This window comes from Pseudomonas sp. NPDC089408 (genome assembly GCF_044749445.1).
Lineage (GTDB): Bacteria > Pseudomonadota > Gammaproteobacteria > Pseudomonadales > Pseudomonadaceae > Aquipseudomonas.
Genome location: NZ_JBIVHY010000006.1, coordinates 43,099 through 69,597 on the forward strand (window position 1 = coordinate 43,099; position 26,499 = coordinate 69,597).

20 protein-coding genes and 1 tRNA gene are annotated in these 26,499 nt (G+C 63.7%); 10 read left to right on the forward strand and 11 right to left on the reverse strand.

Annotated features, from left to right (window positions below):
- Positions 1 to 25: 25 nt before the first annotated feature.
- Genes ACIP02_RS11850 through ACIP02_RS11885 form a run of 8 tightly spaced genes read right to left on the reverse strand, consistent with a single transcriptional unit; the run spans position 26 to position 13,772 of the window.
- On the reverse strand, positions 26 to 1,576 hold the full coding sequence (locus tag ACIP02_RS11850) for a formylglycine-generating enzyme family protein (RefSeq protein WP_400616554.1): 1,551 nt from the start codon (positions 1,574 to 1,576) through the stop codon (positions 26 to 28).
- A complete protein-coding gene (locus ACIP02_RS11855) occupies positions 1,566 to 2,789 on the reverse strand; it encodes an ABC transporter permease (RefSeq protein WP_400616556.1) in 1,224 nt (407 codons plus the stop codon). Before ACIP02_RS11855 ends, ACIP02_RS11850 begins: the two co-directional genes overlap by 11 nt.
- Entirely contained in the window at positions 2,773 to 3,471 is a 699-nt protein-coding gene (locus tag ACIP02_RS11860; protein WP_400616558.1) for an ABC transporter ATP-binding protein, read from the reverse strand. Before ACIP02_RS11860 ends, ACIP02_RS11855 begins: the two co-directional genes overlap by 17 nt.
- 6 nt (positions 3,472 to 3,477) lie before the next feature.
- The gene (locus ACIP02_RS11865) at positions 3,478 to 5,436 is read right to left on the reverse strand and encodes a vWA domain-containing protein (protein ID WP_400616560.1); all 1,959 of its coding nucleotides are present in this window, start codon (positions 5,434 to 5,436) and stop codon (positions 3,478 to 3,480) included.
- Complete coding sequence (locus ACIP02_RS11870; RefSeq protein ID WP_400616562.1) at positions 5,433 to 6,461, reverse strand: hypothetical protein; 1,029 nt, start codon at positions 6,459 to 6,461, stop codon at positions 5,433 to 5,435. Before ACIP02_RS11870 ends, ACIP02_RS11865 begins: the two co-directional genes overlap by 4 nt.
- A gap of 5 nt (positions 6,462 to 6,466) precedes the next feature.
- Positions 6,467 to 9,175 (reverse strand): putative virulence factor, encoded by a 2,709-nt coding sequence (locus tag ACIP02_RS11875; RefSeq protein ID WP_400616564.1) that lies wholly within the window; start codon positions 9,173 to 9,175, stop codon positions 6,467 to 6,469.
- Complete coding sequence (locus ACIP02_RS11880) at positions 9,172 to 12,249, reverse strand: virulence factor SrfB (RefSeq protein WP_400616567.1); 3,078 nt, start codon at positions 12,247 to 12,249, stop codon at positions 9,172 to 9,174. The genes ACIP02_RS11875 and ACIP02_RS11880 overlap by 4 nt, the downstream gene beginning before the upstream one ends.
- A 20-nt stretch (positions 12,250 to 12,269) precedes the next feature.
- The gene (locus ACIP02_RS11885; RefSeq protein ID WP_400616569.1) at positions 12,270 to 13,772 is read right to left on the reverse strand and encodes an SrfA family protein; all 1,503 of its coding nucleotides are present in this window, start codon (positions 13,770 to 13,772) and stop codon (positions 12,270 to 12,272) included.
- Positions 13,773 to 13,982: 210 nt separating this feature from the next.
- Between ACIP02_RS11885 and ACIP02_RS11890 the strand changes: the two genes are divergently transcribed.
- Positions 13,983 to 14,888 (forward strand): hypothetical protein, encoded by a 906-nt coding sequence (locus tag ACIP02_RS11890; RefSeq protein WP_400616571.1) that lies wholly within the window; start codon positions 13,983 to 13,985, stop codon positions 14,886 to 14,888.
- A 41-nt stretch (positions 14,889 to 14,929) separates the two neighbouring features.
- Here the strand turns inward: ACIP02_RS11890 and ACIP02_RS11895 are convergent.
- Positions 14,930 to 15,006, reverse strand: a tRNA-Arg gene (locus ACIP02_RS11895).
- Positions 15,007 to 15,204: 198 nt separating this feature from the next.
- Here ACIP02_RS11895 and ACIP02_RS11900 point away from each other — a divergent pair.
- The 8 genes from ACIP02_RS11900 (at position 15,205) to ACIP02_RS11935 (ending at position 22,519) form a co-directional block, all read left to right on the forward strand.
- Entirely contained in the window at positions 15,205 to 15,954 is a 750-nt protein-coding gene (locus tag ACIP02_RS11900; RefSeq protein WP_016484361.1) for a GntR family transcriptional regulator, read from the forward strand.
- Positions 15,951 to 17,675 (forward strand): fumarate reductase/succinate dehydrogenase flavoprotein subunit, encoded by a 1,725-nt coding sequence (locus ACIP02_RS11905; protein WP_400616573.1) that lies wholly within the window; start codon positions 15,951 to 15,953, stop codon positions 17,673 to 17,675. The genes ACIP02_RS11900 and ACIP02_RS11905 overlap by 4 nt, the downstream gene beginning before the upstream one ends.
- Before the next feature lie 174 nt (positions 17,676 to 17,849).
- Positions 17,850 to 18,095 carry a ferredoxin family protein gene (locus ACIP02_RS11910; protein ID WP_008096634.1) on the forward strand — a complete coding sequence of 82 codons (246 nt, stop codon included), beginning with the start codon at positions 17,850 to 17,852 and terminating at the stop codon, positions 18,093 to 18,095.
- Between the two features lie 119 nt (positions 18,096 to 18,214).
- On the forward strand, positions 18,215 to 19,621 hold the full coding sequence (locus tag ACIP02_RS11915) for an ABC transporter substrate-binding protein (RefSeq protein WP_400616576.1): 1,407 nt from the start codon (positions 18,215 to 18,217) through the stop codon (positions 19,619 to 19,621).
- Between the two features lie 15 nt (positions 19,622 to 19,636).
- Positions 19,637 to 20,419, forward strand: coding sequence for an ABC transporter permease (locus tag ACIP02_RS11920; protein WP_400616578.1), 783 nt, complete (start codon positions 19,637 to 19,639; stop codon positions 20,417 to 20,419).
- Positions 20,419 to 21,270, forward strand: coding sequence for an ABC transporter ATP-binding protein (locus ACIP02_RS11925; protein WP_400616580.1), 852 nt, complete (start codon positions 20,419 to 20,421; stop codon positions 21,268 to 21,270). Before ACIP02_RS11920 ends, ACIP02_RS11925 begins: the two co-directional genes overlap by 1 nt.
- Entirely contained in the window at positions 21,267 to 22,232 is a 966-nt protein-coding gene (locus ACIP02_RS11930) for a HEAT repeat domain-containing protein (protein ID WP_400616582.1), read from the forward strand. Before ACIP02_RS11925 ends, ACIP02_RS11930 begins: the two co-directional genes overlap by 4 nt.
- Positions 22,232 to 22,519 carry a DUF971 domain-containing protein gene (locus ACIP02_RS11935; RefSeq protein WP_400616584.1) on the forward strand — a complete coding sequence of 96 codons (288 nt, stop codon included), beginning with the start codon at positions 22,232 to 22,234 and terminating at the stop codon, positions 22,517 to 22,519. The genes ACIP02_RS11930 and ACIP02_RS11935 overlap by 1 nt, the downstream gene beginning before the upstream one ends.
- Positions 22,520 to 22,688: 169 nt before the next feature.
- Here ACIP02_RS11935 and ACIP02_RS11940 read toward each other — a convergent pair whose 3' ends face one another.
- Entirely contained in the window at positions 22,689 to 23,552 is an 864-nt protein-coding gene (locus ACIP02_RS11940) for an ABC transporter ATP-binding protein (protein ID WP_400616586.1), read from the reverse strand.
- Positions 23,549 to 25,162: an ABC transporter permease gene (locus tag ACIP02_RS11945; RefSeq protein ID WP_400616588.1), complete on the reverse strand. Its 1,614-nt coding sequence runs from the start codon at positions 25,160 to 25,162 to the stop codon at positions 23,549 to 23,551. Before ACIP02_RS11945 ends, ACIP02_RS11940 begins: the two co-directional genes overlap by 4 nt.
- Before the next feature lie 297 nt (positions 25,163 to 25,459).
- Between ACIP02_RS11945 and ACIP02_RS11950 the strand changes: the two genes are divergently transcribed.
- A complete protein-coding gene (locus ACIP02_RS11950; protein ID WP_400616590.1) occupies positions 25,460 to 26,497 on the forward strand; it encodes an ABC transporter substrate-binding protein in 1,038 nt (345 codons plus the stop codon).
- Positions 26,498 to 26,499: the final 2 nt, after the last annotated feature.

Below are 26,499 nucleotides of genomic sequence, written 5' to 3' on the forward strand. Positions count from 1 at the left end.
GTTGCGGCTCCTGGATGTCCTTGGGTCAGTGTGTGACGGTCTTGCAGGTGTTCAGCCAAGCGGTGGCGTCAATTTTCTGGGTCTTCAGGAACGACACCTGGTTGGCCCAGTGGGTTTGCAGGTATGGCGACAGTTCCTTGAGGTTCTTGTTGGCCTTGAGCGAGCCGTCCAGCACCGGGACCTGGGCTTCGATCAAGTCTTTGCCGTACAGCGAGCCGGACTCCACCAGGGAGCTGGCGTAATAGCGGCTGAGCTTGTGCAGGCGTTGTTCCTGCTCTTCGAGCTTGACCTTGCGCACGCCACAGGTCGGGTCTTCTTCACCGGCCTTGCAGTTGCTGGCGTAGTTCTTTTGCAGGAAGTCCAGGTACTGGCCGTCGTCGAGCATCTTGGTGCACAGGAAGGCACCCAGGTTGAGGCTGGCGCGGATGGCCTGGTCGCGGGCTTCCTGCTGCTGTTGGTTGCTGGCGCGCAGCTGGCCTTCGACCGTTTTCAGCTGGGTCTTGAGGGCTTGGTCTTCGACGTTGGAGGCCAGCTCTTCCAGCGCTTTCACCGTGCCTTTCTGTTTGCTGTCAGCGGCCGGCTGATCGCTGCCCAGGTTATTCCAGCTTCTCTCGATGCTCTTGACCCGATCACGTGAGGTCAGGGTCGGGGAAACCATGGCCAGGCGCAGCCCGTTGGTCTTTTTGGCCACGGCGCCTTCGGCGTTGTAATACGGTTCCTCCTGGCGCAGCGAGGTGCGCAGTTCACCCTCGCTGGTCAGGTAGTTGCCACCGCGCACCACATAGCCGCCGGCCTGGCCGTGCTGGCGGTCGAGCTTGTTCAGGCGGAACGGATCGAACATCATTTCGCTGGCATTGCCGAGCATGTCGTGCAGGCCTAACGGGTTTGGCTTGAGCAGGCCGGTCAGCTGCAACTGGCCGTTGGCAGACTGGGCGCCGGCGAACCACTCGTAGGCATTCAGGCCTTCGGCCATGGGGTAGCGGCCATCGCGGAATTCGGCCGTGCTGACTTGCAGGCCGCCGCGCGCGGCGAACTCCCATTCCACCTCGGTCGGCAAGCGCAGGAAGCCTTGCGCGCCATCTTCGCGGGGCAGCTTGTCGGGCGCATTGGCGCGCAACCAGCGGTTGTACTTATCGGCGGCCTGCAGGGCATCCAGCCAGGAAACCGACACCACCGGCAGGCGTTGCTTGTTGGAGGCGGTCGGGCAGGTTTCGTCCATCAGCGCCTTGTACTGCAACTGGCTCATCTCGTATTTGGCCAGCAGGTAGTAGCGCGATTTCTCGCCCTTGGCGCTGGTGAAGCTGCCGGCGATGAAGGCGGGCCGGGTTTGCTCGACATAGCCCCATTCGGCGCTGTCCTGGCCAATATTGATCGGGTAGTCGTCCAGCGGCCCGGCCACCGGGATCATCACCTTGCGAAATACCATGGCCCCCTGGCAGGGCATGGGCAGCACCACGTCGTCGGCCTCGGGCATCGGGTTGAAGTATTTCTCGTCCCAGCTTGCCGCTGCTGCTTGCAGCGCGAAGCCGAGAGCGAGTGGCGCCAGCAGCAGGCGGCTATAGGCTTTAGAGTTCACGCAGGCTCTCCGCAGGTTGTATCCGTATGGCACGCAAGGCGCCGATCAGGGCGACCAGGCCGGCGACCAAAAAGGCCAGCAGCAGGGCGACCAGGCCATGCCAGACGGTGATGTGACAGATGAAGGCGCCGGTTGCCTGGCTGCTGACCAGCAGCCGGTCGAACAACAGGCTGCCCAGGTAATAGCTGGCAAGCCCGCCCAGATAGCCTGCCAGGCTCAGCACGAGCGCCTGCAGCACCACGTAGGCGGACACCGCGGCACTGCTGAAGCCAAGCAGGCGCAGCACTGCCAGGTGGCGGCGCTTGCGGTCGATGTTGGCCAGGAAAGCGCCTACCAACGAGGCGATACAGCCGATCAGGGCGGCACCGGCAATAACGCCGAAAATAAGCCCCAGCACGTGGTTGATCGCTTTGACGTTGTCGATCTCCGCCAAGCGGCTGGTGGTCTCGATACGTTGCGCATTGAGCCAGTGTTCCAGCGGCGCCACGCTGTCGATGTCCCGCGCATAGACCCGCGCCCGGGCATAACCGATTTTCACGGTGTCCATGGCCTGGCCGCTGCTGGCCCCCAGGCTGGCGACCCGGTAGCCATCGCGGTAATGCTCAAGCTCCATCAGCAGCTCGGGGCTGACGAAGGCTGCCGGCCGGGCGAAGCGCACAGCACTGACGATGGCGCGTACCTGCAGGGTGCGCTCGCCGCGCTCGTTGACTTCGTTCAGGCGCCTGGCAACGCGCAGGCGCAGGCGGTCACCGACCTTGGCATCAAGGCGCTCGGCGGCCCGTTCGCTGAGGATCAGCTGATCGTGCGCCAGTTCACTCAGGTCGGTCGCCAGCAACGGGTCGCCGGCCCAGGTAGGAATGACTTCGACATTGTCGGCAAAGCGGCCATGGGCCCCGAGCAGGTCGGCCTGGGTATTCAGCGAGCGGGTCTGGCCAACGGCGAAGCCCACATCAGGGCGTGCCTGCAGGCGCTGCAACCAGGCTTGGTCAAAGTGGCCGCTGCTGAGCATCTTGACTTCGAGATTGCGCGGGTCGCTGAGCAGTTCCTGCTGCAACTGGCTGACCACCCCGTGCTTAAGGCCGAACAGCAACAGCAGCGGGGCGATGACGGCGACCAGCGAGGCCGCCATGCAAAGGGACACGTTACGGTCGTGCCAGAGGTCGGCCAGGGACAACCTGACCAGCAGCGCCAGGCGTTTATGCCACGGGTTCAAAGCGTGTTTCCCCTTCACCGTTGATGGCGGCCAGCCGCGGCAGGCCGAAGCGCTCGACCAGCGCCCAGTCGTGTGACACCACCAAGGCGCTGAGCCCCAGCTCGGCCACCAGGTTCAGCAGCAGCTCGAACAGCCGCTCGGCGTTGTGTGGGTCCAGTGCGGCGGTTGGCTCGTCGGCCAGCAACACCTTTGGCTCGTGGGCGATGGCGCGCACGCAAGCCACCCGCTGGCGCTCGCCAATGGACAGGGCGTGGGGCAACTTGCCCAGCAACGGTGCCAGGCGCAATGCGTCGACGGCCTTGTCCACCGCCGCGCTGGCAGGTGCAAGGCCGAGCAGGCGGCGCGGCAGCAGGATGTTGTCGCGCACACTGAGGAACGGCAGCAAGCCGCCGTTCTGCAACACGAAGCCCAGCTCGCGCGAGCGCAATGCCGCCAGTGCCGGTTGCTGGTCGGTGGCCAGCAGGCTGGCCACGTCCAGGCCTTGCGGGCCAAGCCGGTAGTGCGTCAGTTGCTCAGGCTTGAGCAGCAGGGCGATGGCTTCCAGCAGTGTGCTCTTGCCGCAGCCGCTTTCGCCGGTAATGGCGCGAATCTCGCCGGCCTGCAGGCACAGCGCGTCCAGCCGTATCCGGTGAGCCTGCGATCCTTCGCCTCGAACAACCCGTAGTCCCTTGATATCGAGCATGTGGGGTCAGGGCATCATTTCCAGTGGCACCGGGTAGACGTTGTCACGGCTGTCACTGCCCGGGGCCAGGGCGACCCAGCGGTCGACGTCAGCGTTGTAGCGCTGGTAATGGCGAAGTTTGGTGCTCAGGCTGCGGATGAATTTCTCCTGGGCCAGGCCGTCCCAGCCTTTCCAGGTTTCTTCGTCCAGGTTCAACACTTCGCTCTGGTAGGGCAGGTCTTGCAGGTATTCGCCCAATACGCCGAGGTCGGCCACGCGCGTGGTCGAGCCCTGCTTCAGTTGGTTCGGGTCGGCGCCCATGGTCGCTGCAACCGAACGCAGGCGGGTGAACATTTCGTCTGGCGAAATCATGCCTTCGTTGGCCGCATCGAGGATTTGCTTGAGCACATCGCTCAGGTCGCTGAGCTGGGCCTTGGTCAACAGCACGCGCACATCGGTGGTCGGCACGTTCTGCTTGATCAGGTCGCGGTCGCTGATCCAGGCCTGGAACACGGGCGGCGCCTGGGTGCCATTGGCTTTGCCCAGGTAGGCCAGCTGCATGGCGTGGCCAATCAGCGCGGCATCCTCGAGCATTTTCTGCTCGGCGGGGGCGGCCTTGGCGTTAGTGGCGCTGCCAATGGCCGCTTCGCCCATGTAGGCCGCCTGCACTTGTTGGGTGATGGCCGCAGCCAGGCCGTCGACCTTGCGGCCAAAGGCCTCCACGTCGCCGGCATTTACCGGGTAGTACAGCGAGGTGTTGGTACCCGGGTAGTTCGACAGCGTGCGGTACTGCGCCTCGGCACTGCTGTGGTTCTTTGCGCCGCTCGGGGTTTTCAGGTGCAGGGTATACAGGGCGACGCCCGGGTTGCTGGCTTCGATCTTGACCTGCTCGGCGCCAAGGCCGGTGCTGGACAGTTTGTCGCCACCGTCGATGGCACCGGCATCGGTGATCAGCACCACATAACGTGCGCCGAACTGGCTCCAGTCGATCTGGTCGACGGCCGACATCACGCCGGCGTAGGCATCTTCGTTGAACTCGCTGCTGGAAACCTTGGCCTGCTTGAGGTCGGCAACCTTGGCCATGAAGTCGGCACCGTCCTTCACCGTATTGGGGTCAGCGTACATCTTGCTGACGTACTCCAGGCCCGGCACGGCCTTGGTGCTGGAACGGTAGGCGACCAGGCCGAACTTGACCTGTTTGCCGAGGTTTTCCTTTTCGATCTGCGCATACACGCGCTTGATCGCTTCACGGGTGCGGTCGATGTACGGGTCCATCGAGATGGTCGAGTCGATGACGAACACCACCGCCGCACTGAACGCCTTCAATTGCTGGTTGGCAGCGGCCTGGCCGGGCGCAGGCGCTGCTGCTGTCGCTGCGGCGCTGTCGGCCTTGCTGACCGAAGCCACGTTGAGGATGCGGGTGCGGAAACCTTCTTCGGTCATCACTTCTTCGCCGCTGAGCACTGGCAGCAGGTAGAAGTTCTTTTGCAGGTCGACGAAGTACTCCGGCTCTTCGGCCAGTACCCCTGGCGCCTCGGTACCATGCTTGAGCTTGGCGCGTAGCGGCGCCACGTGGCTGACCGGGTCGGGGGCATTGAGGATGCCTTCGAGCTGGTTGCGCTCCTTGAAGAACATCAGCCGGTCGCGGTTGGCCGGGTTGGTGAAGGCCAGGGTCAGCTGCATTTTCCATTCGACGGTGCAGTCCGCTGGCAGCCAGCCGATGCTCTTGCCCTGGGTATCGGGGCCGACCCGCAGCCACTCGTGGGCGTCGGCCTGGGCGCGCTCATACACATAAAAGCGGCTGAACGTGGGTTGCGCGGCACCCGGGGCGGCACCTGCGCTGTCGCTGAGCTTGCAACCCGGGGTGGTCAGCACACGCTGGAACAGGGTTTTCTTGCCATCCTGCAGCAGCGGCTTGTCGGCAGCCTGCAGGGCAGGGCTGAGGGACAAGGCCAGCAGCGCGGCACCAAAGCTAAGCATCTTCATGGCTTGAGCTCCTCATAGCGCTGCTTGGCTTCGGCGTTGTTTTCATCGAAGCCCAGGATGGTCTCGTACCACGAGGCTGCCGTGGCGGCTTCCGGTGCCTTGAAGCAGTTGCTTGGCTGGTGGTACTTGGGGTCGTACTCGTGGGCGTAGGCCGTGGCGATCTGGATGTCACCGGCATTGGCGCGGTTGGCATACAGGCGCTGGGCTACGTCGCACTGGTCGTTGGCCTTGGCCAGGCTGATCACGTCAAGCAGTGCGGCGCTGTCCGGCTTGCTCTGGATGCACGACTGCAGGAACGCCAGGGAGGTCTGGCTTTTCATGCTTTCCAGCGAGCAGGGTTTGGCCGCTTCGGTCTGGGTTACAGGCTTGTCTTCAGGCGGCACGGGTACCGGCGCTTCGGCTGCGCCGCGGTTGAACCACCACCAACCGCCGCCGGCCGCGACTGCCAGCAAAATCAGGATCAACAGCGGCAGCAGCCACTTGTTGCCTGGCTTGTTTGCCACGGTCGGTGCCGCAGCAGCTGGCGCCGGCTGAGCGGCTGGCGCGGGCTCTGCAACCGCTGCCGGGGCAGGCTCAGGCGTGCTTGCCACTGGCGTCTCGATAACCACCGATGCGCTGGCCAACGGCGCCGGTGGCGGAGACTGCTCCAGCGCCGGCCCGGACTCGACAGAGGCGATGATGGCGCTGTTGATGCGCACCATGCCCAGGTCGCTGCGCCCGGTTTGCGGGTTGCTGACCTCGATGCGGAACGTGGCGGTGCCGCTGGCCTGCAGCAAAGGGTTGATCAGGTTGGGGCCGATCCGCGTTTCGATGGCCGGGGCGCCGGCAACGGCAACCAGGTTATCCAGGCGGAACCAGTGGGCGACGTTGCCCCAGTGCCCACCTTCATGCAGGAACTCATGGGACTGGCTGCTTTGCAGGGAGCATTGCAGCCCTTCGCTGGGGCCCTCCCAGCCGGTGATCCGCAGCAGGCCCTGGCCCGGCGTGTTCACTTCCAGTGGCAGCACATCAACTCTGATACCCATTGCAATCAACTCGCTTGAAAGGTGTTCAGCAGCACCGCCAACTGGCGTCGCTGCTCGGTGGTGATTTCCGGGTCGGCGCCGCTCTTGGCGTTTTCCTGGGTCAGCCAGGCGAGGCCCGACAGCCAGTCGACCAAGAAGCGTTGTTCTTGGTGCGGGGGTTGCTCCGGCAGCACCGGCAGCTCGCCCTGGGGCACGCTCTGGTAGAAGCCGAACACCGGCTCGCGCGAACCCAGCAGGCTGTTCGGGCGTTCAGCGGCGGGCTTCTCCAGCAAGCCGAACCAGGACAGGAAGTCGCGCATGGCCAGTTGCACCGTCAGCACCTGGCGCTGGACCATCTGGTCGCGGCGCATACCGTTGAGCACCCGGCGCATGACCGCGGTGTCCAGTTGCTCGATGAACAGCGGGCGGCGCACTGCACTGACCAGTTCTTCGACCAGGGCTTCGACCACTTCACGGCTGATGCGCAGGCTGCTCAGGCGCGCGGGTTGCGTGCCCAGGTCGCGCATATGCTTGATCCACGCCTTCAACGCCGCGCGAACAAAACGCTGTTCGGAAGTAAGGCGTTTGGCCAGCGGCTTGGCAGCCGGGGCGGGTGCTGCGGCAGGGTTATTGGCGAACAGGTTGCCGAAGCTGATGGCCGGGGCCTTGTTGGCCGGGGCTTTGGCGGCTTGTTCGGGTTCTTCGGCAGCATCGCCGTCAATGCCGTCGATGTCGTACACGCCGCCCAGGTAAAGGTCGCGCAGCTGCTCGACCGGTACCTGCAAGGCATGGATCAACTCACTGATCGCATCCGGGTCGGCACCCAGGTTGTCCAGCAGGTACTGGGTCTTTTCCCGCTTCTTGTTCAGCAGCTGTTCGAAGTCTTCTTCGCGCCAGGTGTTCAGGCCGTGTTCCAGCAGGTCGGTGCGGCACTGTTCCAGCTGTTCTTCGATACGGGTGAGCTTGAAGTCGATGTTGCTGATGCCCTGGAAGCTGCCACTGAAGCGGCTGATACCGCCATCATTGAGTTCGAGCATCGCGGCCCAGGCGTCAGCCGGGTTCTTGATGTGCCGCTGTACCGACTGGCTTTGCGCAAAGCACTGTTGCAACTGTGCAAGACGCGGTTCGTGGCGCTCGTTCAGGCAGGTTTCTTCGCCGTTGCCGGTGTCGCGCTCGATGAACGCGGTATCCAGGCGCGGCTTGCGCACCAGGTAGGTGTTATTGAACGGTACACCGGACCAGTCTTTCATCCACTCCTGGCTGCCGAAGCGCTCGATCATGGTGAGCTTCATCATGTTCTCGCAGCCTTCGGGCAGCTGCCCTTCGCTCAGGCCGAGCGTGTTGCCGATGAAACCGTCGAGCATGGTCAGCGCCCAGATCAGCCCGGGCGTGCGCTGGCTGCGCTCCTTGGGCGTGGCGCCCTGGGTCTTGTGGATCCAGCGGGTCAGTACCGGGCCAACGCTGACCACCTCGCTTTGCTTGAACGAGCTGGTGCACAGCACCAGGCCGTTCATTTGCTGGGCGTCGGTATAGCGCTCGAACAGGTAGGCGACCTTGCCACGCAGGATCAGGCTGGCGGCTGGGTTGACCTCTTCGACCACGTCGGGGCTTGCGGCATCTTCGATACGCAGCAGCTTCTGGCGAGTACGGTAACCAGGGAAATCGAGCAGGTCGACTTCCTCTACGACCGGGTCCTTGGGGCTGTTGGTCAGGCGGAAGGTCATCTCGGCGGTCAGTGCCGCCAGTTGCGCGACCGACAGAGAAACGCTGCCCTGCACCTTGTCACCCTGCAGCGGCAGTACGTTCACCGGCAGGTCGCGGCCAGTGCCCAGGCGGCCGAGAATATCGACGTTCATGATGCTGTTGGCCTGGGTGTAGCCGCCGTTCTCTTCCTTCACCAGTACGCTCAACGGGGCGTAGACGGTGTCGGGGAAACCCAGCTTCTGCAGGCCGCCGACCAGCAGTTCATAAATTTCAGTGAGCGCGTCCTGTTCACCCCACAGGACCGAAAACAGCTTGGCGCGCTGACGCGGGTTCAGGCGTGGTGCCAGCTTGATCACCCGTGGCCAGTAAAGCTCGTTGAGCTTGCGCACCGACTTTTCGTAGTTGCCTTTGAGGTAGTCCCACAGGGCAACTACGTCATCGCCATTGACGCCCGGTTGCAGGCCTTCCTGCTCGCGGCCCTCGAAGCCGGCCAGCAGCGCCTGGATACGTTCGTCGGTGTAGCTGTAATCCAGCTTTTCCTGGTCGAAATCCTCGAACCAGGCATTGGACAGGATCTTTGCCACTTCGATTTCGCTGAACAGCTTCAGCTCGACCGGGTGATTGGCATCCGGGCTGGGCTTGGCGCGTCGGCTGAAGCGGGTGACCAGGCCGGTGGCTTCCTTACCCAGGCCGGTTGGGTTCACATGCTCGATGAAATCCAGCGTGCGGCCGCCGAAATCGGTTTCCAGGCGACCGCTGCGGTCAGCGGCCAATGCCGAAATCAGGTACGACTTGCCCGCCTGGGACAGGCCGAAAAAGCCGATTACCATGGGTGTGGAGGCGGCACGCTGCAGGTCCTTGGCACGGTTGCGGGCCTGGCGCAGGCGCAGGTTGAGGCCATCGGCCTCGGCCTCGACGCTGGCGGCATTGCCACGCACCTGCTCGATCCAGTCCAGGGCCTCACCGGCGCCTTTGTGAATGGCGCCCCAGGCACCCATCAACTGCTGTTGCTTTGGCGTAAGGTCGCTCATTTTCCTTTGACGTTCCCGCTGTCGAGCCAATAGTCGCTGTCACTCAAGCTCATGGTCGGCATGGTGTTGAGTGAGAGTTCAAGATCCCGGTCGAAATCGAAGTCGGCATCCTGGATGTTCGATTCCAGCTTCTGGATGATCAGCTTGTCGCTGATCAGCCCCTGGTCGCGCTCTTCCTGGTCGAACTGCTCGATTTCCAGGCGAATGCGCAGCACCGGTGCTTCGCCGTTCTTGCCCACCGCGCGGGAAAACGCTGCGCTACCCGAGGGGGTGAAACGCAAGGTGTACAGCGGTGACGCCGACCAGCGTTCAGCGGCCAGTTGGCGGTAGCCCAGGTGCATGTCGCCGCGCATTTCCAGCCACGGCGTGCCGCGTTCCTCACCTTCGCCGACGATCGGCAGCTCGATCAGCCCCTTGTCGGACTTGAGGTCGTGGTAGAGCACGTCGGCGCGCTTGATGGTGCCGGCATTGTCGATCTGGCCGAAGTGCTTGATGACCGAGTACGGCTTGAGCGCGGCCGTGCGGAAGTAGAAGTTCGGCACGCTGTGCTTGGAGCACAGCAGGCAGATCATCGCACCCACCGAGGCGGTGCTTTTCGGGTCGTCGATCAGGCCATTGCGGTGGAACGGGTACCAACCGCCGGTGCGGTAGTTCTGCATCGGCAGGATGCGCCCTGGCGGCAGCGGCAGGCGCTGGCGAATGAACGCCTGGATGCCGGGCAGGCGCGAGGGGCGGCCCGTCAGCAGGAGCATGTCGCAGGGGTAGTTGAACACCACCTCGCACAACTCACCGAGCACTTTGGTGATGTTGATCTGGCCACCCATGAAGGCGGCGTGGACCCGCTCGAGGTCGAACACGATGGGTGTCTGCAGCAGGTCCAGGGCGCCGTCGCGGCCGACTTCGCGGCGCACGGCAGCATTGACGAACGCCAGCACGCTGTCGTTGATCTGCGCTTCGCCCAATACCTGCTGCCAGGTTTGCTCCACGGCAGCTTGCGGTTGTGCCGGGTCGAACTGCTCATAGGCCTTGAGCAGGGCCAGGCCCAGCGGTACGAACACTTGCAGGTTCAATTGCTGGCGCAGCAGGCGTTCCTGGGCGGTGGCATCGCCATTGCCGCACAGGCGCGACATCAGCGCATCGGGTGCCGGCACGCCGGCCGCGCGCAGGGCATGGGCGAAGGACGGCAGGATGAATTCCTGGATCATGTCCAGCAGGATGTCATCACCGGCAATCTTGAAACCGTCACGGAAGCGTTGGGTCGGCACGATGTGCACGTTGGCGCCGGCACCGCCACCCGCGCCGCGGTCCAGGCGGTAATCGGTGATCACCAGGTCGGTGGTGCCACCGCCGATGTCGATGGTCGCCAGGGTGATCTGTTCGTGTTCCTGTTTGTCCGGGCGCGCCAGGGCGACGAAGAATTCTTCCGGGTGGCCGGCAAAGTTCTCGTTGACCTCGTTGTACAGGTAAACCAACTGGCCACAGCTGGCTTCGTCCCACTCCACGCGCACGCTGGGGAACGGGGTACGGGTCTTGACGTCCTTGCCCTTGAACGGGTTGCTCTCGTCCTGGTGCCAGCCCAGGCTCTTCCAGACCAGGCCGATGGCTTCGTACAGGCGGTTGCTGAGCAAGCTACGTTCGGCCTGCGGCATGCCTGGCGGCACGGTCAGAGTAATGCTGTTGAGCTGGCGCGGCACCCGCGCATGGCCTTGGCGCGAACGCTGGGCCGGGCTGTTGATCTGGCTCAGCGCCTGGGTCACGACTTCGGCCAGCATGAAGGTCATCAGGCTGCTGCGCGAATAACGCGGGTTGAACACCGGCATGTCGTAAGGCTTGAGGTACAGCGGTTGGCCACGGTCGTTGATCAGGTTGGCAAAGGGCGCGGCAACGGCCATGGGCTCCTTGTCGGTCTTGACGTAGGCGGTGTTGAAGCGCCAGCCATGGCCGTAGGCTTTTTCATCCCACAGGTAGCGTTTGGGGCTGGACAGGCCGGTCGAGCCTTCGGTGCCGCGGTTGCGGCTGGCCAGGCGGCCGGCTTCACCGCCGACACGGGCGATGGTCGGCCACTGGAAGGCATTGTGCCGGCCGCTCTTGATCGACAGGTGGTCTTTGCCGAAGGCCGCATGGGTAAACTCGACACGGCTCTCGAAGGCCTGGTTGTAGACCTTTTCCGGCTCGCTTAGGTCGCGCAGCGCCAGCACGTAGTTGTGGCGCATGCCCGAACCGGCCTGGCCATGGTCCTCGATGAGGATGCCGCAGGTGCGCGAGTTGCCTACGTCGAGTACCAGGTCCACCGGGATCGGCTTGACGATGCCATTGGCCTCGTTGGCGATCACCTTGATTTCCGGGATCTCTACCTTGGGTTTTTCGTTGCTCTGCTCGGCCGGCACCGGGCGGCGCAACAGGCTCAGCAGGTTCAGGTAGTGGCCAAGGTGGCGGTTGCCCTGCAGGTCACGGTCCAGGCGTTCGCGCGTCCATTCGGCGCGGGCCTCGGTGTACACCTCGGTCAGCCAGTCACGGATCCAGGTGTGGGTCAGGAACCAGCCGTACTCGCGGGCACTGCAGGCCAGCTTGAACGCCACGCCGGAGCGCACGTCGTCTTCGTTGGGGGCCAGGTACGGTGCGCCGGTCACCAGCGGCATGGTGCGGCTGTCGAAGCCGAGAGTAAGGCGGTGGGTGTTGCCGTCGAGGTCGGGCTCGGCGAGCTTGACCAAACGCATGCGCGCCCAGTTGTTCGGGCCTTCGTCAAAGCGATAGGGCGGCGTGAAGCGCAGGAACGGGATGGGCAACCAGACCCCGTCAAGCAGCTTCAGGCTGTCTTCCATCGGCAGGCGGAAGTGGCTTTCTTCGCTGGTGTCGAACTCCACCTGCACCACTTTGTCTGGCTCGGGCTCGTAGAAGTCCTTGTATTCCTTGGACCACAGCAGGCGCGTTGGCACCATGCCGTTATTGAGCTGGACGAATTTGCCAGTCTGCTCGCCGTCTGGGCCGAGACGCAGGGCGAAATCCATGAATTGAATTCCGGTATCGCTGACCAGCGTGACCGTTTCTTCGAACTGGGTGATTTCGGGCAACATCTTCTGCGTTTCTCGTGTGATTAGCCGGCTTTTTTCATTTGGATGTTGAAGCCTTTGGCGCCGTAGTTGGCATCGCAATTGGCTACGCCGCTGGCGTTGGGCGCGCAACCTACTTGCGGCAGGTCATAGCTGCTGCCGTCGGCACAAGTGGCCTGGCCGGAACTGTTGATCGACAACTTGCCGCCTTGCATGGCGGCGGCAACCGGTGCCTGGCAACTGACATTGTCCGGGCGGGTGACCGTGGCCTGGCCCTTGCCATTCTGGAAGTCGTACTTCAGGCGCACTGGCTTGCCAGTGCCGGCTTCCTGAATGCCTGCACCCGCCCATTTGCCGTTGAGGAAGTCAGCGTTGCCATCGGCCGCATCTGGCGGAATGCTCAAGTCACTCGGTTGTGGCGGCTGGCTGCTGGCTTGCGCTTGGTCTTCGGGCAGCTGTGGTGGTGCAGGCGGCGTGTTCTCTGGCGTCGCGGCCTCTGTGCTACCGGGCGGTGGAGTGTCAGATGCTTGCTCAGGCAGCTGCGGCGCTGGCGGTGTTTCTGGCTCGCCTTGCGCAGAAGGGTTGGCATTGTCCGTCGGCGCCGGGTTATCACCTTGCGGCGCGCCGCCGCCGGCATCGGCTGGGCCGTCCGGCAGGTTAACCGGGCTTTCGGTACCCGACGTCATGTCCGTGGTAACGCCACCGGTTGTGCCGTTCGCAGTGCCGTCCATGTTCAGCGATCCTGTTGGCACTCGGGCTTGGTTATTGCCTGGCACCGAGGTATCGCGGCCAAGGTCCGGGATGCCCGGGCCGGAGAGGTTGACCCCAGGGATGCAGCCGCGCAGCCCGAACAGCAGCAGGAGCAGCAGCGCCAACAGCATCAGCAAGGGCAGCAGCCAGCGCCAGTTGCGCCACCACGGCAGGTGTGCGACGGCCGCGGCTGGCGCTGCCGCTGCTGCCGGCGCAATGGGGGCGGCAGGCGGTGCCAGCGGTGCGGCCAGCGGCTCGGCGACAGGCGCGGTGCGCGGGTACAGGCAATGCAGGGGCTGGCGGCTGCGCTCGGCGCCGGCATGAATGAAACCCCAGAAGGTCAGTACCGGACGGCCATCGACCAGGTAGACAAAGTTTTCGTCAGGGAAGGGCACCACACAGGTCAGCAGTTTGCCGAACACGGCGTTGTCGCCCTCGGCAGCCTTGCGGGCAGTGGCCGAAGGTTGGCCATTGGCGTCCAGGCCGAGCAAGGTGTTGCTCAGGGCGTTGATCTTGCTCTGCAGCACTTCAAGCTGAACCCGCGCGGGCGCACGCTCTTCCTCGGTGGCGCTGCTCCAGGGGATCACATCGCCCGGGCGGTCGCTGTACCAGTCGAGGGTGCTGCCCAGCTCATCGCTTTGCGGGATGGCCAGGTGCTCGATCAGTTCCGGGTGCTCCGGATACTTGCGGCGAATCGCTTCGCGAATCTGCAAAGCAGCGCGATAGACGGGCTGACCGGTCTCGCCCAATGCGGTGAAGTGCTCACTTCTGCCGCTGCGTAGTAGTACTCCGCGCATCCTTGTAGACCTACCTAGTCTATTAGCCGAATCCGTTCGGTATCCATTATTCAATACCGAAAAACCGAGCAACACTAATGGCAAAGTGCTTTTTTCGTCAATTCACAAGGGTGGGTTTTTGACGTCAAAGGAGGATTTATCCGGTTACACTCCGCTGATCCGATCAACGGCATCGGCAAACTCATCATCGACGAATGGAGCACGAAGAGCATGAGCCTTTGGGATGACCTGAAGAAGAAGGCCTATGATGCCAACCCGGAGCTGGCCGCCAAGGCCGCGCAGGCGCTGGAAAAGGCCCGCGACCTGGCCGTGGAGGCAGGGCAGAAAGCCGCGCCCATCATCAAGGAAGCCAGCGACAAGGCCGCAGGCTACGCGCAAGAGAAAACGCCCTTGCTCAAGGCCCAGGCGCTGAAAGCGATTGACGACGCCAAGCAGCGTCGTACCCAGTTGCAAGAGCAGGCCAAGCGCGACAAAGCTGCGCGGGCGGAGATGATCCGCACCATGTATGACATCACCCTCACACCGGAAGACATCAACTTCGTCGAGGAACCGTTCAACCATTTTGAGCGGCAGCTGATGTTTTTCGTGCGCAATGGCGAAGTGCTGGAAAGCGAAAAACGCAACCAGACGCACCTGGACGCCTACCATTCGCACCGCACCACCGGTGGCCACATGTGGAAGGGCACCGGCCATACCGGTAGCAGTTCATCGTCCATGCAGGTCACTGCGCATAATGTGCAGGAGCACGAGTTCTGGGTGCGCCTGGAGAATGGCAAAGAGGCGTGTTTCCAGCTGAACAACAACGGTGTGCGCGTGCGCCCTGGGCAGTATGTGAGCATGGCGTTTGTGCGCAACGCCAACCAGGACATGGGGCAGATGGTGGCGCTGTACAACCACAACGCCAGGGAGAACTACGTGACCCTGTCGCCCAGGCAGATCAACCAGCAGTTTCAGCTGTACCTGAAAGAGCCCGGCATTTTCAACGCCAACGAAGTGAACGGTACTCGCGACAGGCTGCTGCAGGCACTGGACAAGCGTCTGGGCGAACTGGCCAGGTACATGGCGTTGCACGGCGACCGGCGGGTCGGCCCAGTGATAGACGTACAGGCGGAATAAACGAAAAAGCCCCGGGAGATCTCCCAGGGCTTTTTTTGATATGGCGCACTCGGCGGGATTCGAACCCACGACCCCTGCCTTCGGAGGGCAGTACTCTATCCAGCTGAGCTACGAGTGCAACGCGCACGCATGATACCCATCTGTGTCGTTGACGTCCATCGCCTTGATCTGTGGCCTTTTTCCTCTTCTGCGGGCGACTGCCCTGCGCAAATCCATCTATCCATATGCAATATCAATATTTCACACCCCCTTCTTATGCCCTCTATCCTCTGGTCACAACTTGTTATAACAAGTCATCGATCAGCGAAGAGACCCCATGGCCGAACTGCTCCCCCTGTCCCCGGTACCGCTCTACACCCAGCTCAAGGAACTGCTGCGCGAGCGCATCCTCGACGGTACTTATCCACCGCACAGCCGCATGCCCTCGGAAAGCGAACTGGGCAAGGCCTTCGACGTCAGCCGCATCACCGTGCGCCAAGCGCTGGGGGACCTGCAGAAGGAAGGGCTGATCTTCAAGATCCACGGCAAAGGCACGTTCGTCGCCAAGCCCAAGGCGTTCCAGAACGTCAGTACCTTGCAGGGCCTGGGCGAGTCGATGACGCAGATGGGCTACGAAGTGATCAACCGCCTGCGCAGCCTCCGCCATGTGCCGGCCAACGCATTGGTTGCCGCCCGGCTTCAGGTCGAGGAGGGCAGCCTGGTCACCGAGATCCGCCGGGTGCGCCTGATCAACCGCGAACCGGTGTCACTGGAGCTGACCTGGTTGCCCAAGGCCGTCGGCGAAAAACTGGAGAAGGCCGACCTGGTCACCCGCGACATCTTCCTGCTGCTGGAAAACGACTGCGGCATTGCCCTTGGCCACGCCGACCTGGCCATCGATGCGGTGCTGGCCGATAGCGACCTGACTCAGGCCCTGGATGTTGAAGAAGGCTCGCCGATCATGCGCATCGAGCGCCTGACCCATGCTGCCGACGGCACGCCGCTGGACTTCGAACACCTTTACTACCGCGGCGATGCCTTCCAGTACCGCCTGCGCATTGATCGCCAGAAAGGGGGCAAAGCATGAGCATCCAGACCCAGGACTACGACATCATCATCATCGGGGGCGGCACGGCCGGGCCGATGGCGGCGATCAAGGCCAAGGAGCAAGACAAAAGCCTGCGCGTGCTGCTGCTGGACAAGGCCAATGTCAAGCGCAGTGGTGCCATCAGTATGGGTATGGACGGCTTGAACAACGCCATCATCCCCGGCCACGCCACCCCTGAGCAGTACACCAAGGAAATCACCGTGGCCAATGACGGCATCGTCAACCAGGCCACCGTGCATGCCTATGCAACCCACAGCTTTGAAACCATCGAGCAACTCGACCGCTGGGGCGTGAAGTTCGAGAAGGACGAAACTGGCGACTACGCGGTGAAGAAGGTTCACCACATGGGCGCCTACGTGCTGCCCATGCCCGAAGGCCACGACATCAAGAAGGTGTTGTACCGGCAGCTCAAGCGTGCCCGGGTCGAGATCAGCAACCGTATGGTCTGCACCCGTGTGCTGCTCGATGGCGAAGGCGCCGCCGCGGGTGTGCTGGGCTTTGACTGCCGCAGCGGCGAGTTTCGTGTGGTGCGGGCCAAGGCGGTGATCCTTGCCTGCGGCGCCGCCGGGCGCCTGGGCCTGCCGTCGTCGGGTTACTTGATGGGCACCTATGAGAACCCGACCAATGCCGGTGACGGCTATGCCATGGCCTACCACGCAGGCGCCGAGCTGGCCAACCTTGAGTGCTTCCAGATCAACCCGCTGATCAAGGACTACAACGGCCCGGCCTGTGCCTATGTGACCGGCCCGCTGGGTGGGTACACCGCCAACAGCAAGGGCGAGCGCTTCATCGAGTGCGACTACTGGAGCGGCCAGATGATGTGGGAGTTCCACCAGGAGCTCGAAGGCGGCAATGGCCCCGTGTTTCTCAAACTGGACCACCTGGCCGAGGAAACCATCCAGAACATCGAAGAGATCCTGCACAGCAACGAGCGCCCCAGCCGTGGCCAGTTCCACGCCGGGCGTGGCACCGACTACCGCCAGCACATGGTCGAAATGCATATCTCCGAGATCGGTTTCTGCTCCGGGCATTCGGCATCGGGGGTATGGGTCAATGAAAAGGCCGAGACCAGCGTCAAAGGGCTGTACGCCGCAGGCGATATGGCTGCGGTGCCGCACAACTACATGCTCGGCGCCTTTACCTATGGCTGGTTTGCCGGTGTGAACGCCGCGTATTACGTGGCCGGGCGCGAGCTCGCCGAGGTCGATGCCGAGCAGGTCGAACGCGAGCGCGCGCGGGTGTTTGCCCCGCTGCAGCGTGAGCATGGTCTGCCGCCAGCCCAGGTCGAGTACAAGCTCCGGCGCATGGTCAACGACTACCTGCAGCCGCCGAAGGTGACCAAGAAGATGGAAATCGGCCTGGCGCGCTTTGCCGAGATCGAGCGTGATCTGGAGCAGATGAAGGCCAGCAACCCTCATGAACTGATGCGTGCGATGGAAGTGTCGGTGATTCGCGATTGCGCCGAGATGGCGGCGCGGGCCTCGCTGTTCCGCGAGGAAAGCCGCTGGGGGCTGTACCACCACCGGGTGGACTTTCCTGAGCGCAACGATAGCGAGTGGTTCTGCCATTGCCACCTGAAAAAGGGCGAGAACGGTGAAATGACCAGCTTTAAAAAGGCCGTCGAACCCTACCTGATCGCCCTGGATGCACAAGAGCAGACCGCTTATGACCGGTTGCGGGTGAAGGCCGATGCCGCCTAAGCGACACCTCACCTTGTGGGAGCGGGTTTATCGAGGCGTCGAACCGCCGCGAACACCGGCGAAGCCGGTGCCATCCACCGTGTTGGATTCTTCGCGGGTAAACCCGCTCCTACAGGAAAACGTGCAAGCCTATAGATAGAAGGGAGCCAATGAAGGCCCCAAGGACTCCGTGAAATGGCCTATCAGCCGCAAGAAATCTTCTTCCGCAGCAGCGCCCCGGTCACCATCGACGAAGACAAATGCATCGCCGAAAAAGGCTGCACCGTGTGCGTCGAGGTCTGCCCCATGGACCTGCTCGCGATCAACCCGGCCACGCAAAAAGCCTACATGGCCTTCGACGAATGCTGGTACTGCATGCCCTGCGAGAAGGACTGCCCCACCGGTGCGGTGAAGGTCGACATCCCGTACCTGCTGCGCTGACCCATCCTGCCATCCGGCGAACCACCGGACGCCCTCCTGCTGTGCCCCTCGTTTCCCACCACCCAAGCCGGGCGGCGGAGACGACGCCAACTCTTATAACGATTCGAGGGGAAACACCCATGCGCCTTGTTGCAACCGTGGCCGGCCTCGCGCTGGCGCTCACTGGCCTGAATGCCAGTGCCGAAACCATCCGCATCGCCATCGGCACCCAGGACACCACCATCAACTGCGCCACTGGCGGCCTGCTGATCCGTGAGTTGGGCCTGCTGGACAAGTACCTGCCGCACGACGGCAAATACAAGGACGCCACCTACCAGGTCGAGTGGAAGAACTTCACCAGCGGTGCGCCGCTGACCAACGAAATGGTCGCCGGTAAACTCGACTTCGGTGCCATGGCCGACTTCCCTGGGTCGTTCAACGGCGTTGCCCACCTGGATGCCGGCAAGCGCAGCCTGTTCATCAGTGTGCTGTCGGGCAGCGTGCATGGCAGCGGCAACGGCATCGTCGTGCCTGCCGCATCCAGCGTGCAGTCGCTGGCTGAGCTCAAGGGCAAGACCATTTCCGTGCCGTTCGCCTCCACCGCCCACGGCATGCTGTTGCGCGCCGTCGCCGCTCAGGGCTGGGACCCGCAGAAGGATGTGCGCATCATTGCCCAGGCGCCGGAAATCGCCGGTTCCGCCCTGCGCAGCAACCGCATCGAAGCCCACGCCGACTTCGTACCGTTCGCCGAGCTGTTCCCCAACCGCGGCTTCGCCCGCAAGATCTACGATGGCGCCCAGGCCAACGCACCGACTTTCCATGGTGCCTTGGTCGATGCCGACTACGCGAAGCAGTACCCGGAAGTGATCACCGCCTACCTGCGCGCCAGCCTTGAAGCCGACCGCCTGATCGCGGCGCAGCCTGAGAAGTACAGCGAGTTGATCGAGAAGGTCACGGGTATCGAAGCCGAGGTCAATTACCTTTTCCACGGCCCGCTCGGCCTGCAGACGCGCGACCTGACCTGGAAGCCTGAGTACCGCCAGGCAGTGGCTACGTCCATCGATACGCTCAAGTTGCTGAAAAAGACCGACCGTGGCCTGGACACCGACAAGTTCATCGACGACCAGTACATCCGTGCCGCCTTCAAAGAGGCTGGCCTGGACTACGACAAGGCGCTGAAAGACTACGACCCGCTGCCACTCAAGGCCAATGACGCGCTGACCGGCAAACCCATTACCGACCTCAGCCGCCTGGCGCAGATCTGGGTGCGCGGTGAAGACAAGGTCCGCCACTACGCTTCGCCGGAAGCGGCCCTTGGTGCCCTGGCCCAGTTGGAGCAGGAGGGCAAGGACATCCGCGCCATCTACGCCCAGGCCGCCGACAGCGGGATCAAGTTGCTGGCCAATCAGGCCTGGTTCGTGCGCAACGCCAAAGGCGAACTGGCGGCGTTCCTGCTCAAGGACCAGGCTGAGCAGTATGCCAAGGCCCATGGTGGTGAGGCGCTGGACTTCGTCAGCGCCAACCAGAAGCTGGTCGCCCAGCGCTGACCGGGAGGCATCGACATGACCCGCAACCTCAAGCGCTGGCCGGTGCGCCTGGCGTCGTTGCTGGCCTGCCTGCTGTTCTGGCAGGTGGCGGCAAACGTGAAACTGGACCTGGGTCTGCTGACCTTCACCTATGTCCCCACACCCAAGGCGGTGCTGGACGCTGCCTGGCAGTTGCTGACCTCCAGCACCCTGCTGGCGCACCTGGGCAGCAGCCTGTCGCGGGTGTTTGCCGGTTATGCAACTGCGGCGCTGGTCGGCGTGGCCCTGGGGTTGCTGATCGGTCGCTCGAAATGGGCTGAAGACACCCTGCTACCGCCGCTGGAAGTGCTGCGGCCGATTCCGGCGGTGGCGTGGATCCCGCTGGCGATCCTGATGTTCCCGTCGTCGGAACTGTCGATGGTGTTCATCACCTTCACCGGCGCGTTGTTCCCCATCCTGCTGAACACGGTGCATGGCGTCGAGGCTGTCGACCCGCGCCTGGTGGCATCGGCGCGCAGCCTCGGTGCCGGGCGCTGGGCGATCCTGCGTGAAGTGGTATTGCCTGGGGCGTTGCCGAGCATCGTCACCGGCCTGGCCATCGGCATGGGAACGTCATGGTTCTGCCTGGTCACCGCCGAGATGATTTCCGGGCAGTTCGGCATCGGCTACTACACCTGGGAGTCCTACACGTTGCAAAACTATCCGCACATCATCGTCGGCATGCTGCTGATCGGCGTGCTGGGCATGGGCAGCAGCGCCTTGGTCAAGCGCTTGGGGGCGCTGGCCACGCCGTGGTACCGCACGCGGAGGGCCAGTTGATGAACAGTTATCAACAGGCGCCGGGACGTATCGATGGTCGTGGCCTGTCGATTCGCCTGGGGCACGGCAGCGAAGCATTCGAGGCCGTGCAGCGCCTGGACTTTGCCGTGGAGCCTGGCGAGTTCGTCTGCATCCTCGGCCCTTCCGGTTGTGGCAAGTCGACGTTGCTCGGCGCCCTGGCCGGGCACCTGGTGCCCAGCAGCGGCCAGCTGAACGTGGACGGTCAGCCCGTTGCCGGGCCGTCACCGCAACGTGGCATGGTGTTCCAGCACCACACCTTGCTGCCCTGGCGTAGCGTGCTCGACAACGTGGCCTTCGGCTTGAAAATGCAAGGCCTGGGCCGCGCCGAACGTCACCGGCAAGCGTGCGAAATGCTGCAACTGGTGGGGTTGGCCGACTTTGCCGGGCGCTGGCCCAACCAGCTGTCCGGCGGTATGCAACAACGTGCCGAAATTGCCCGGGTGCTGATCAACCGCCCACGGCTATTGCTGATGGACGAACCTTTCGGCGCCCTGGATGCGCAAACCCGTGCACGCATGCAGGAGCTGTTGCTGGATATCTGGGCCAGCATCCGCACCACCGTGGTGTTCGTCACCCACGATATCGACGAAGCACTGTTCCTCGCCGACCGCATCCTGGTGATGAGCCCGCGCCCCGGTCGCTTTATCGAGGACCTGCGCCTGGACTTTGCGCGACCCCGCCGCGCCAGCCTGCTGACCAGCCCTGAATTCACTCACCTCAAGCGTCACTGCCTGGCGTTGCTCCGCCACGAGGAAGGCCGCGAACTGCCGCGCCTCACCCCGCTGGGCCTGCCGGACACTGACCACCCACCGCTACGGATCGCGCTATGACTGACCGAACGACCGACAACGCCGACATCCTTGCCCTGTTGTCTCGCCTTGATGCCAGCGACGCTGGCGTGCGCCGCATCGCCCTGATCGAGCTGGCCGACCTGGAAGACCCGGATGGTCTGCCTTGGCTCACCGATGCCCTGCTGGTAGATACCGCCGATGAGGTGCGTGCCGAGGCCGCACGCCTGCTTGAGGCCTGGGAAGAACCCGAAGTTGTGCAAGCCCTGTGCGCTGCGCTAGCCGATGCCACCGAGCCGGTACGGTTGGCAGCTGCGCAGAGCCTCAGCGAACTCAAGAGCCTTGAAGCCGGCCATTTGATACTGCCATGGGTCAAACACGCCGATGCGTTTGTCCGCGCCAGTGCCCTACGGGCCTTGCGCGAGCTGCGCCTGGAAGATGCTGCCGAACCTGCGCTGCTGGCGCTGGCCGATGATGACGCCGCCGTGCGGCGTGAGGCTGTGGGCATTCTTGGCTGGCTCAAGCACCAGCCGGCGCTGCAGGCGCTGGCAGCGCTCGCCCAGGCCGAGCCGGACACCGAGGTGCGCCGTGCGGCCATCGGCGCGTTGGGCCTTGCCCGGGACAGCGCGGTGTTGCCTGCGTTGGTGGCGGCATTGACTGACCAGGCCTGGCAAGTGCGCGAAGAAGCCGCCACCACCTTAGGCAAAGTCGGTCAGGAAGCAGCGGGCCCGGCGCTGGTGGGCGCCCTTGCCGATGAATTTTGGCAGGTACGCTTGCGGGCAGCCCGTTCACTGGGTCGGCTGCGCTATGCCCTTGCACTGGACACGCTTGGCGCGCTGCTTGGCCATGGCATTGCCAACCTGCGCAAAGAGGCGGCGCTGGCGCTGGGCGAGCTGGGCCAAGCGCGTGCCTTGCCGGTGCTGCAGGCTGCCGAGGCCGACAGCGACCCCGAGGTGCGCAAGGCGGTGCGGATTGCCCTGGCTCAACTGCGCGGGGTGTCCTGATGAACGCCCCGCAAGCCATCCGCAACCTGCGCGGGCCAGGGCAATTGGTGCTGCTATGGGAAGACGGTGAGCACAGCCTCAGCCATACCCGTTTGCGCGGTGCTTGCCCTTGTTCACAATGCCGTGCGGCGCGGCTGTCAGGTGGGATCAGCCTGGTACGCGACGATGTGCGCGTGGTGCAAATCGAGTCGCAAGGGTATGGCGTGCAGCTGGTGTTCAGCGATGGACATGAGCGCGGGATCTACCCTTGGGCTTACCTGCGTGAACTTGGTAGCCAGTTAAGCTGATCCCTTGCTGGAGCATGTAAACCTCTGGGGCCGGCTGCCTTGTACAAAATCCAAAAGCTGACGCGGTCCACACTGTGGGAGCGGCTTTAGCCGCGAACACCGGCAAAGCCGGTGCCATCCACCGCGCTGGAACGTTCGCGGGTGAACCCGCTCCCACAGAATACGACGTTCACAATGCAATCAGCTCCGGCCGCAGCCCCTCGACCCGTCGCACCGGGGGTGGCAGGTAGCCGCCATCGCCGGTGATCTGATGCAGCACCTTTTCGCGCAGGCCGTGCAGGGCCACGCCGGTGCGCAAGCGCGGGTGCGGCAGGTCGATGTCCACCACCGCCTTGATCCGCCCCGGGCGCGGCTCCAGTACCACCACCCGGTCGGCCAGGTAGGTGGCTTCTTCGGCGTCGTGGGTCACCAGCAGGGTAGTAATGCCGGCCCGTTCACGTATGGCCAGCAGTTCGTCCTGCAATTGCTGGCGGGTCAGTGCATCCAGCGCGCCGAATGGCTCGTCGAGCAACAGGATGCGCGGGCTGGCGACCAGGCCACGGGCAATTGCCACGCGCTGGGCCATGCCGCCGGACAGTTGGTGCGGGTAGGCCGATTCAAAGCCGACCAGCCCCACCAGTTGCACGAACTCATGCACCCGCCGGGCGCGCTCGCCTTGGGTGAGCGCTTCATTGACCAGGCCCAGGGCAATGTTCTGCTCCACGTTCAGCCAGGGGAACAGGCGGTGCTCCTGGAACACGATGCCGCGCTCACCACCAATACCGCTGACCGTACGGCCGTCGACGCGGATGCTGCCGCTGTAGTCGGTATCCAGCCCCACCAGCAGGCGCAGCAAGGTGGACTTGCCACAGCCGGAAGCACCCACGATGGCAATGAACTCGCCTTGGTTGATCGACAGGTTGAAGTCGCGGATGGCCTCGAGCGGTTGGCCATCGACGCTGAACACTTTGCCAACCCCCTCGAAACTGACCAGGGGCGGGGTGGCGTCGGGCTGGTTGGCCGCGTGCAGGTGCGAAGTGTTGAAGGCGTTCATGCGGTTCTCCAGCGCGTGGCGCGCGATTCGAGGCGTTGTCCAAGGGTGCCGAGCAGGGCGCCGACCAGGCCGATCAGCAGCATGGCGGCCATCACCTGGTCCATGCGGAACAGTTGTTGCGCACCGATCATCAGGCTGGCGATGCCGCCGTCCGAGGGCATGAAGTATTCGGCACCGATGGTGCCCAGCCAGGCGTAGATCAGCGACAGGCGCAGGCCGGCGAAAATCGCCGGGGCTGCGCCGGGCAGCACGAGCAGGCGCAGGCGCTGCCACAGGTTCAGGCGCAGGGTGCGGGCAGCCTCGCCCAGTTGTGGCGACAGGCCGGCAATACCGCGCTGGGTGGCGATCAGCAGCGGGAAGAACGCAGCCATGCCGACGAACACCAGCTTGGCCCCTTCACCCAGGCCGAACCAGGCGGTGAGCAGCGGCACCCAGGCGAACAGCGCCACTTGGCGCAGTGCTGTCAGGCTTGGGCCGAACAGGCGCTCGGCATTGCTGGACAGCCCCAGCAGCAAACCGGCCAGCAGGCCCGCGCCGCCGCCCAGGAGCAGGCCGCTCAGGGTGCGTTGCAGGCTCAGTAGCAAGGCTTGCGGCAACGAACCATCGGCCAGGCCGACCAGCAGGGTGCGCAGCACGTCGAGTGGCGAGGTCAGAATGTTGCCGTCGACCCAGCCAAAGCTGTTGCAGACCTGCCACAGTGCCAACAGCGCCAGCGGCAGCAGCAGGCTTTGCCAGCCCCGCGGTACCGGGCCACGCTGCTGTTCGCCGGTGGCCGCTTGCGGCCAATAGAGCAGGCGTTTTTCAACCGCAGAGAAGGTGCGTTCCAGCACCGCGCCGACCAGGCCGATCACCAGGATGCACAGCAGGACCAGGTCGAGCATGAACAGTTGCCGACCCCACACCATCAGGTACCCGATGCCTTCGCTGGAAGCCAGCAGCTCGACCGCCAGCAGCGAGGTCCAGCCAGTGGCCAAGGCCAGGCGCACGCCAGTCAGAAAAGCCGGCAGGGCAGCGGGAAGCAGCAGGCGCAAAAGCAGCAGATGGCGCGGTAAGCGCAGTGCCGCAGCGGCTTCACGCAATTTGGGCTGGGCATCGCGCACCCCGACCAGCGTATGCAAGGTGACGGGGACCACTACGGCTTTCACCAGTACTACCAGCTTCAGCAACTCGCCGATGCCGAAGAACAGCATGAACAACGGAATCCAGGCCAAGGTTGGAATCTGTGCCAGCGCCACGAAGGTTGGCAGCACCAGCGTCTGCGCCTGCCGCGAAGCGCCCAGCCACACCCCCAGCAGCAAGCCGCTGGAAATGCCCGCCGCCAGCCCCCAGAACAACCGCTGCAAGCTTATCCACAGGTGCCCCCACAGCTCGCCGGAGCCAAACTCCACCGCGCTCTGCCACACCAACGCTGGCGCCGGCAGAATCTGCTCGCTCATCCAGTTTTGCCGGCTGGCCACCCCCCAAAGCAGCGCAATCGCCACAGGCAAGACCCAGGGCAGAACCCGCTTCGCAAGGGCAGCACGGTCCCTGTGGAAGCGGCCTTGCGCCGCGAATGGGTCGCCCAGCGGCCCCCGCAGCCGCCCCCGACCTCTGTTCAGCACTCCATTCATGGGCCATCTCTCGAAACGTTGTTGGTTTATTCACTTATGGAATTAAAAAATCCAACAAGCGACTTTCAAGAGATAAGAGCATGCGCACTCTGCATACGGAAGCCCTTGGCCGTTGCGTTTTCCTCATATTTTCCATGCGTTTTCCGCAACCTCGCCGCCGGCCCGCATGTCCTCTGATTTATGCCTTCCAGTTACTAAAAAATGAAGTTTTGATCTTTGGAGGTTCTAACCAGACCTGCCTAGCTTCTGGCCAAAGCGCCGGCCATCGCCGGTGGCACCCTGCCAAGGAGCCTTGCCATGAAAACCCCGTTGCGCCACCTGATTACTGCCCTTGGGCTGGCCTTTACCCTCAGCGTCCATGCAGCAGAGACCGCCAGGCCGGAAAGCATCCGCATCGCCGTGCCGGACCTTAGCGCTGGCAGCAAGCCCAGTGCCGGTGGTGTGGTCGATGTGCTGCGTGAGCAGCAGTTGCTGGAGAAAGAATTTGCCAAGGACGGCATCCGCATCGACTGGCATTTCTTCAAGGGTGCCGGGCCGGTGGTGAACGAAGCGTTGGCCAACGGCCAGGCCGACTTCGCCTACCTCGGCGACCTGGCGGCGATCGTCGGCAAGGCCAATGGCCTCGATACCCGTGTGCTGTCGGCCGGCGTACGCGGGGTGAAGAGCTACCTGGGTGTGGTACCCGGCTCTGGCATCAAGACCCTGCACGACCTCAAGGGCAAGCGTGTGGCGGTATTCCGTGGTACCGCCAACCAGCTGTCATTCGCCAGCGCCCTGGCCAGCCAGGGCTTGAGCGAGCGCGAGCTGAAAGTGATCAACCTCGACTTCAACGCGGCAAATGCCGCGCTGGCCGCCAAGCAGATCGACGCCACCTGGGGCTTGTCCAACCTGCTGTCGTTGCGCGACCGCGGGCTGGTCGAGCTGCCGGTCAATTCGGGTGACCTGAAGGGCGCTGGCAGCACCCAGGCCGTGCTGCTGGGCACTGGCGACTTCATTCGCAAATACCCCGAACTGGTGCAGCGCCTGGTCAACGCCCAAGAGCAAGCCAGCACCTGGCTGCGCGACGAGCACAACCGCGAGGCCTACGTCGACCTGGTGGCCAGCAATGCCAACTGGCCGCGCAGCATCCTCAGCGATGACCTGGCCAAGGAAGACCTTGCCCACTACTTCGACCCCCGGCTGGACGCCGACTTCGTCGGCCAGTTGCAGCAGGGCGTCGACCTGGCCGCCAAGGAGCGCCTAATCCGCCGTGGCTTCCAGGTGGCCGACTGGATCGAACCGCGCTTCCTCGATGCCGCGCTGAAACACGAACAGGCCGTGCAGGCCGCCCGCTGAAC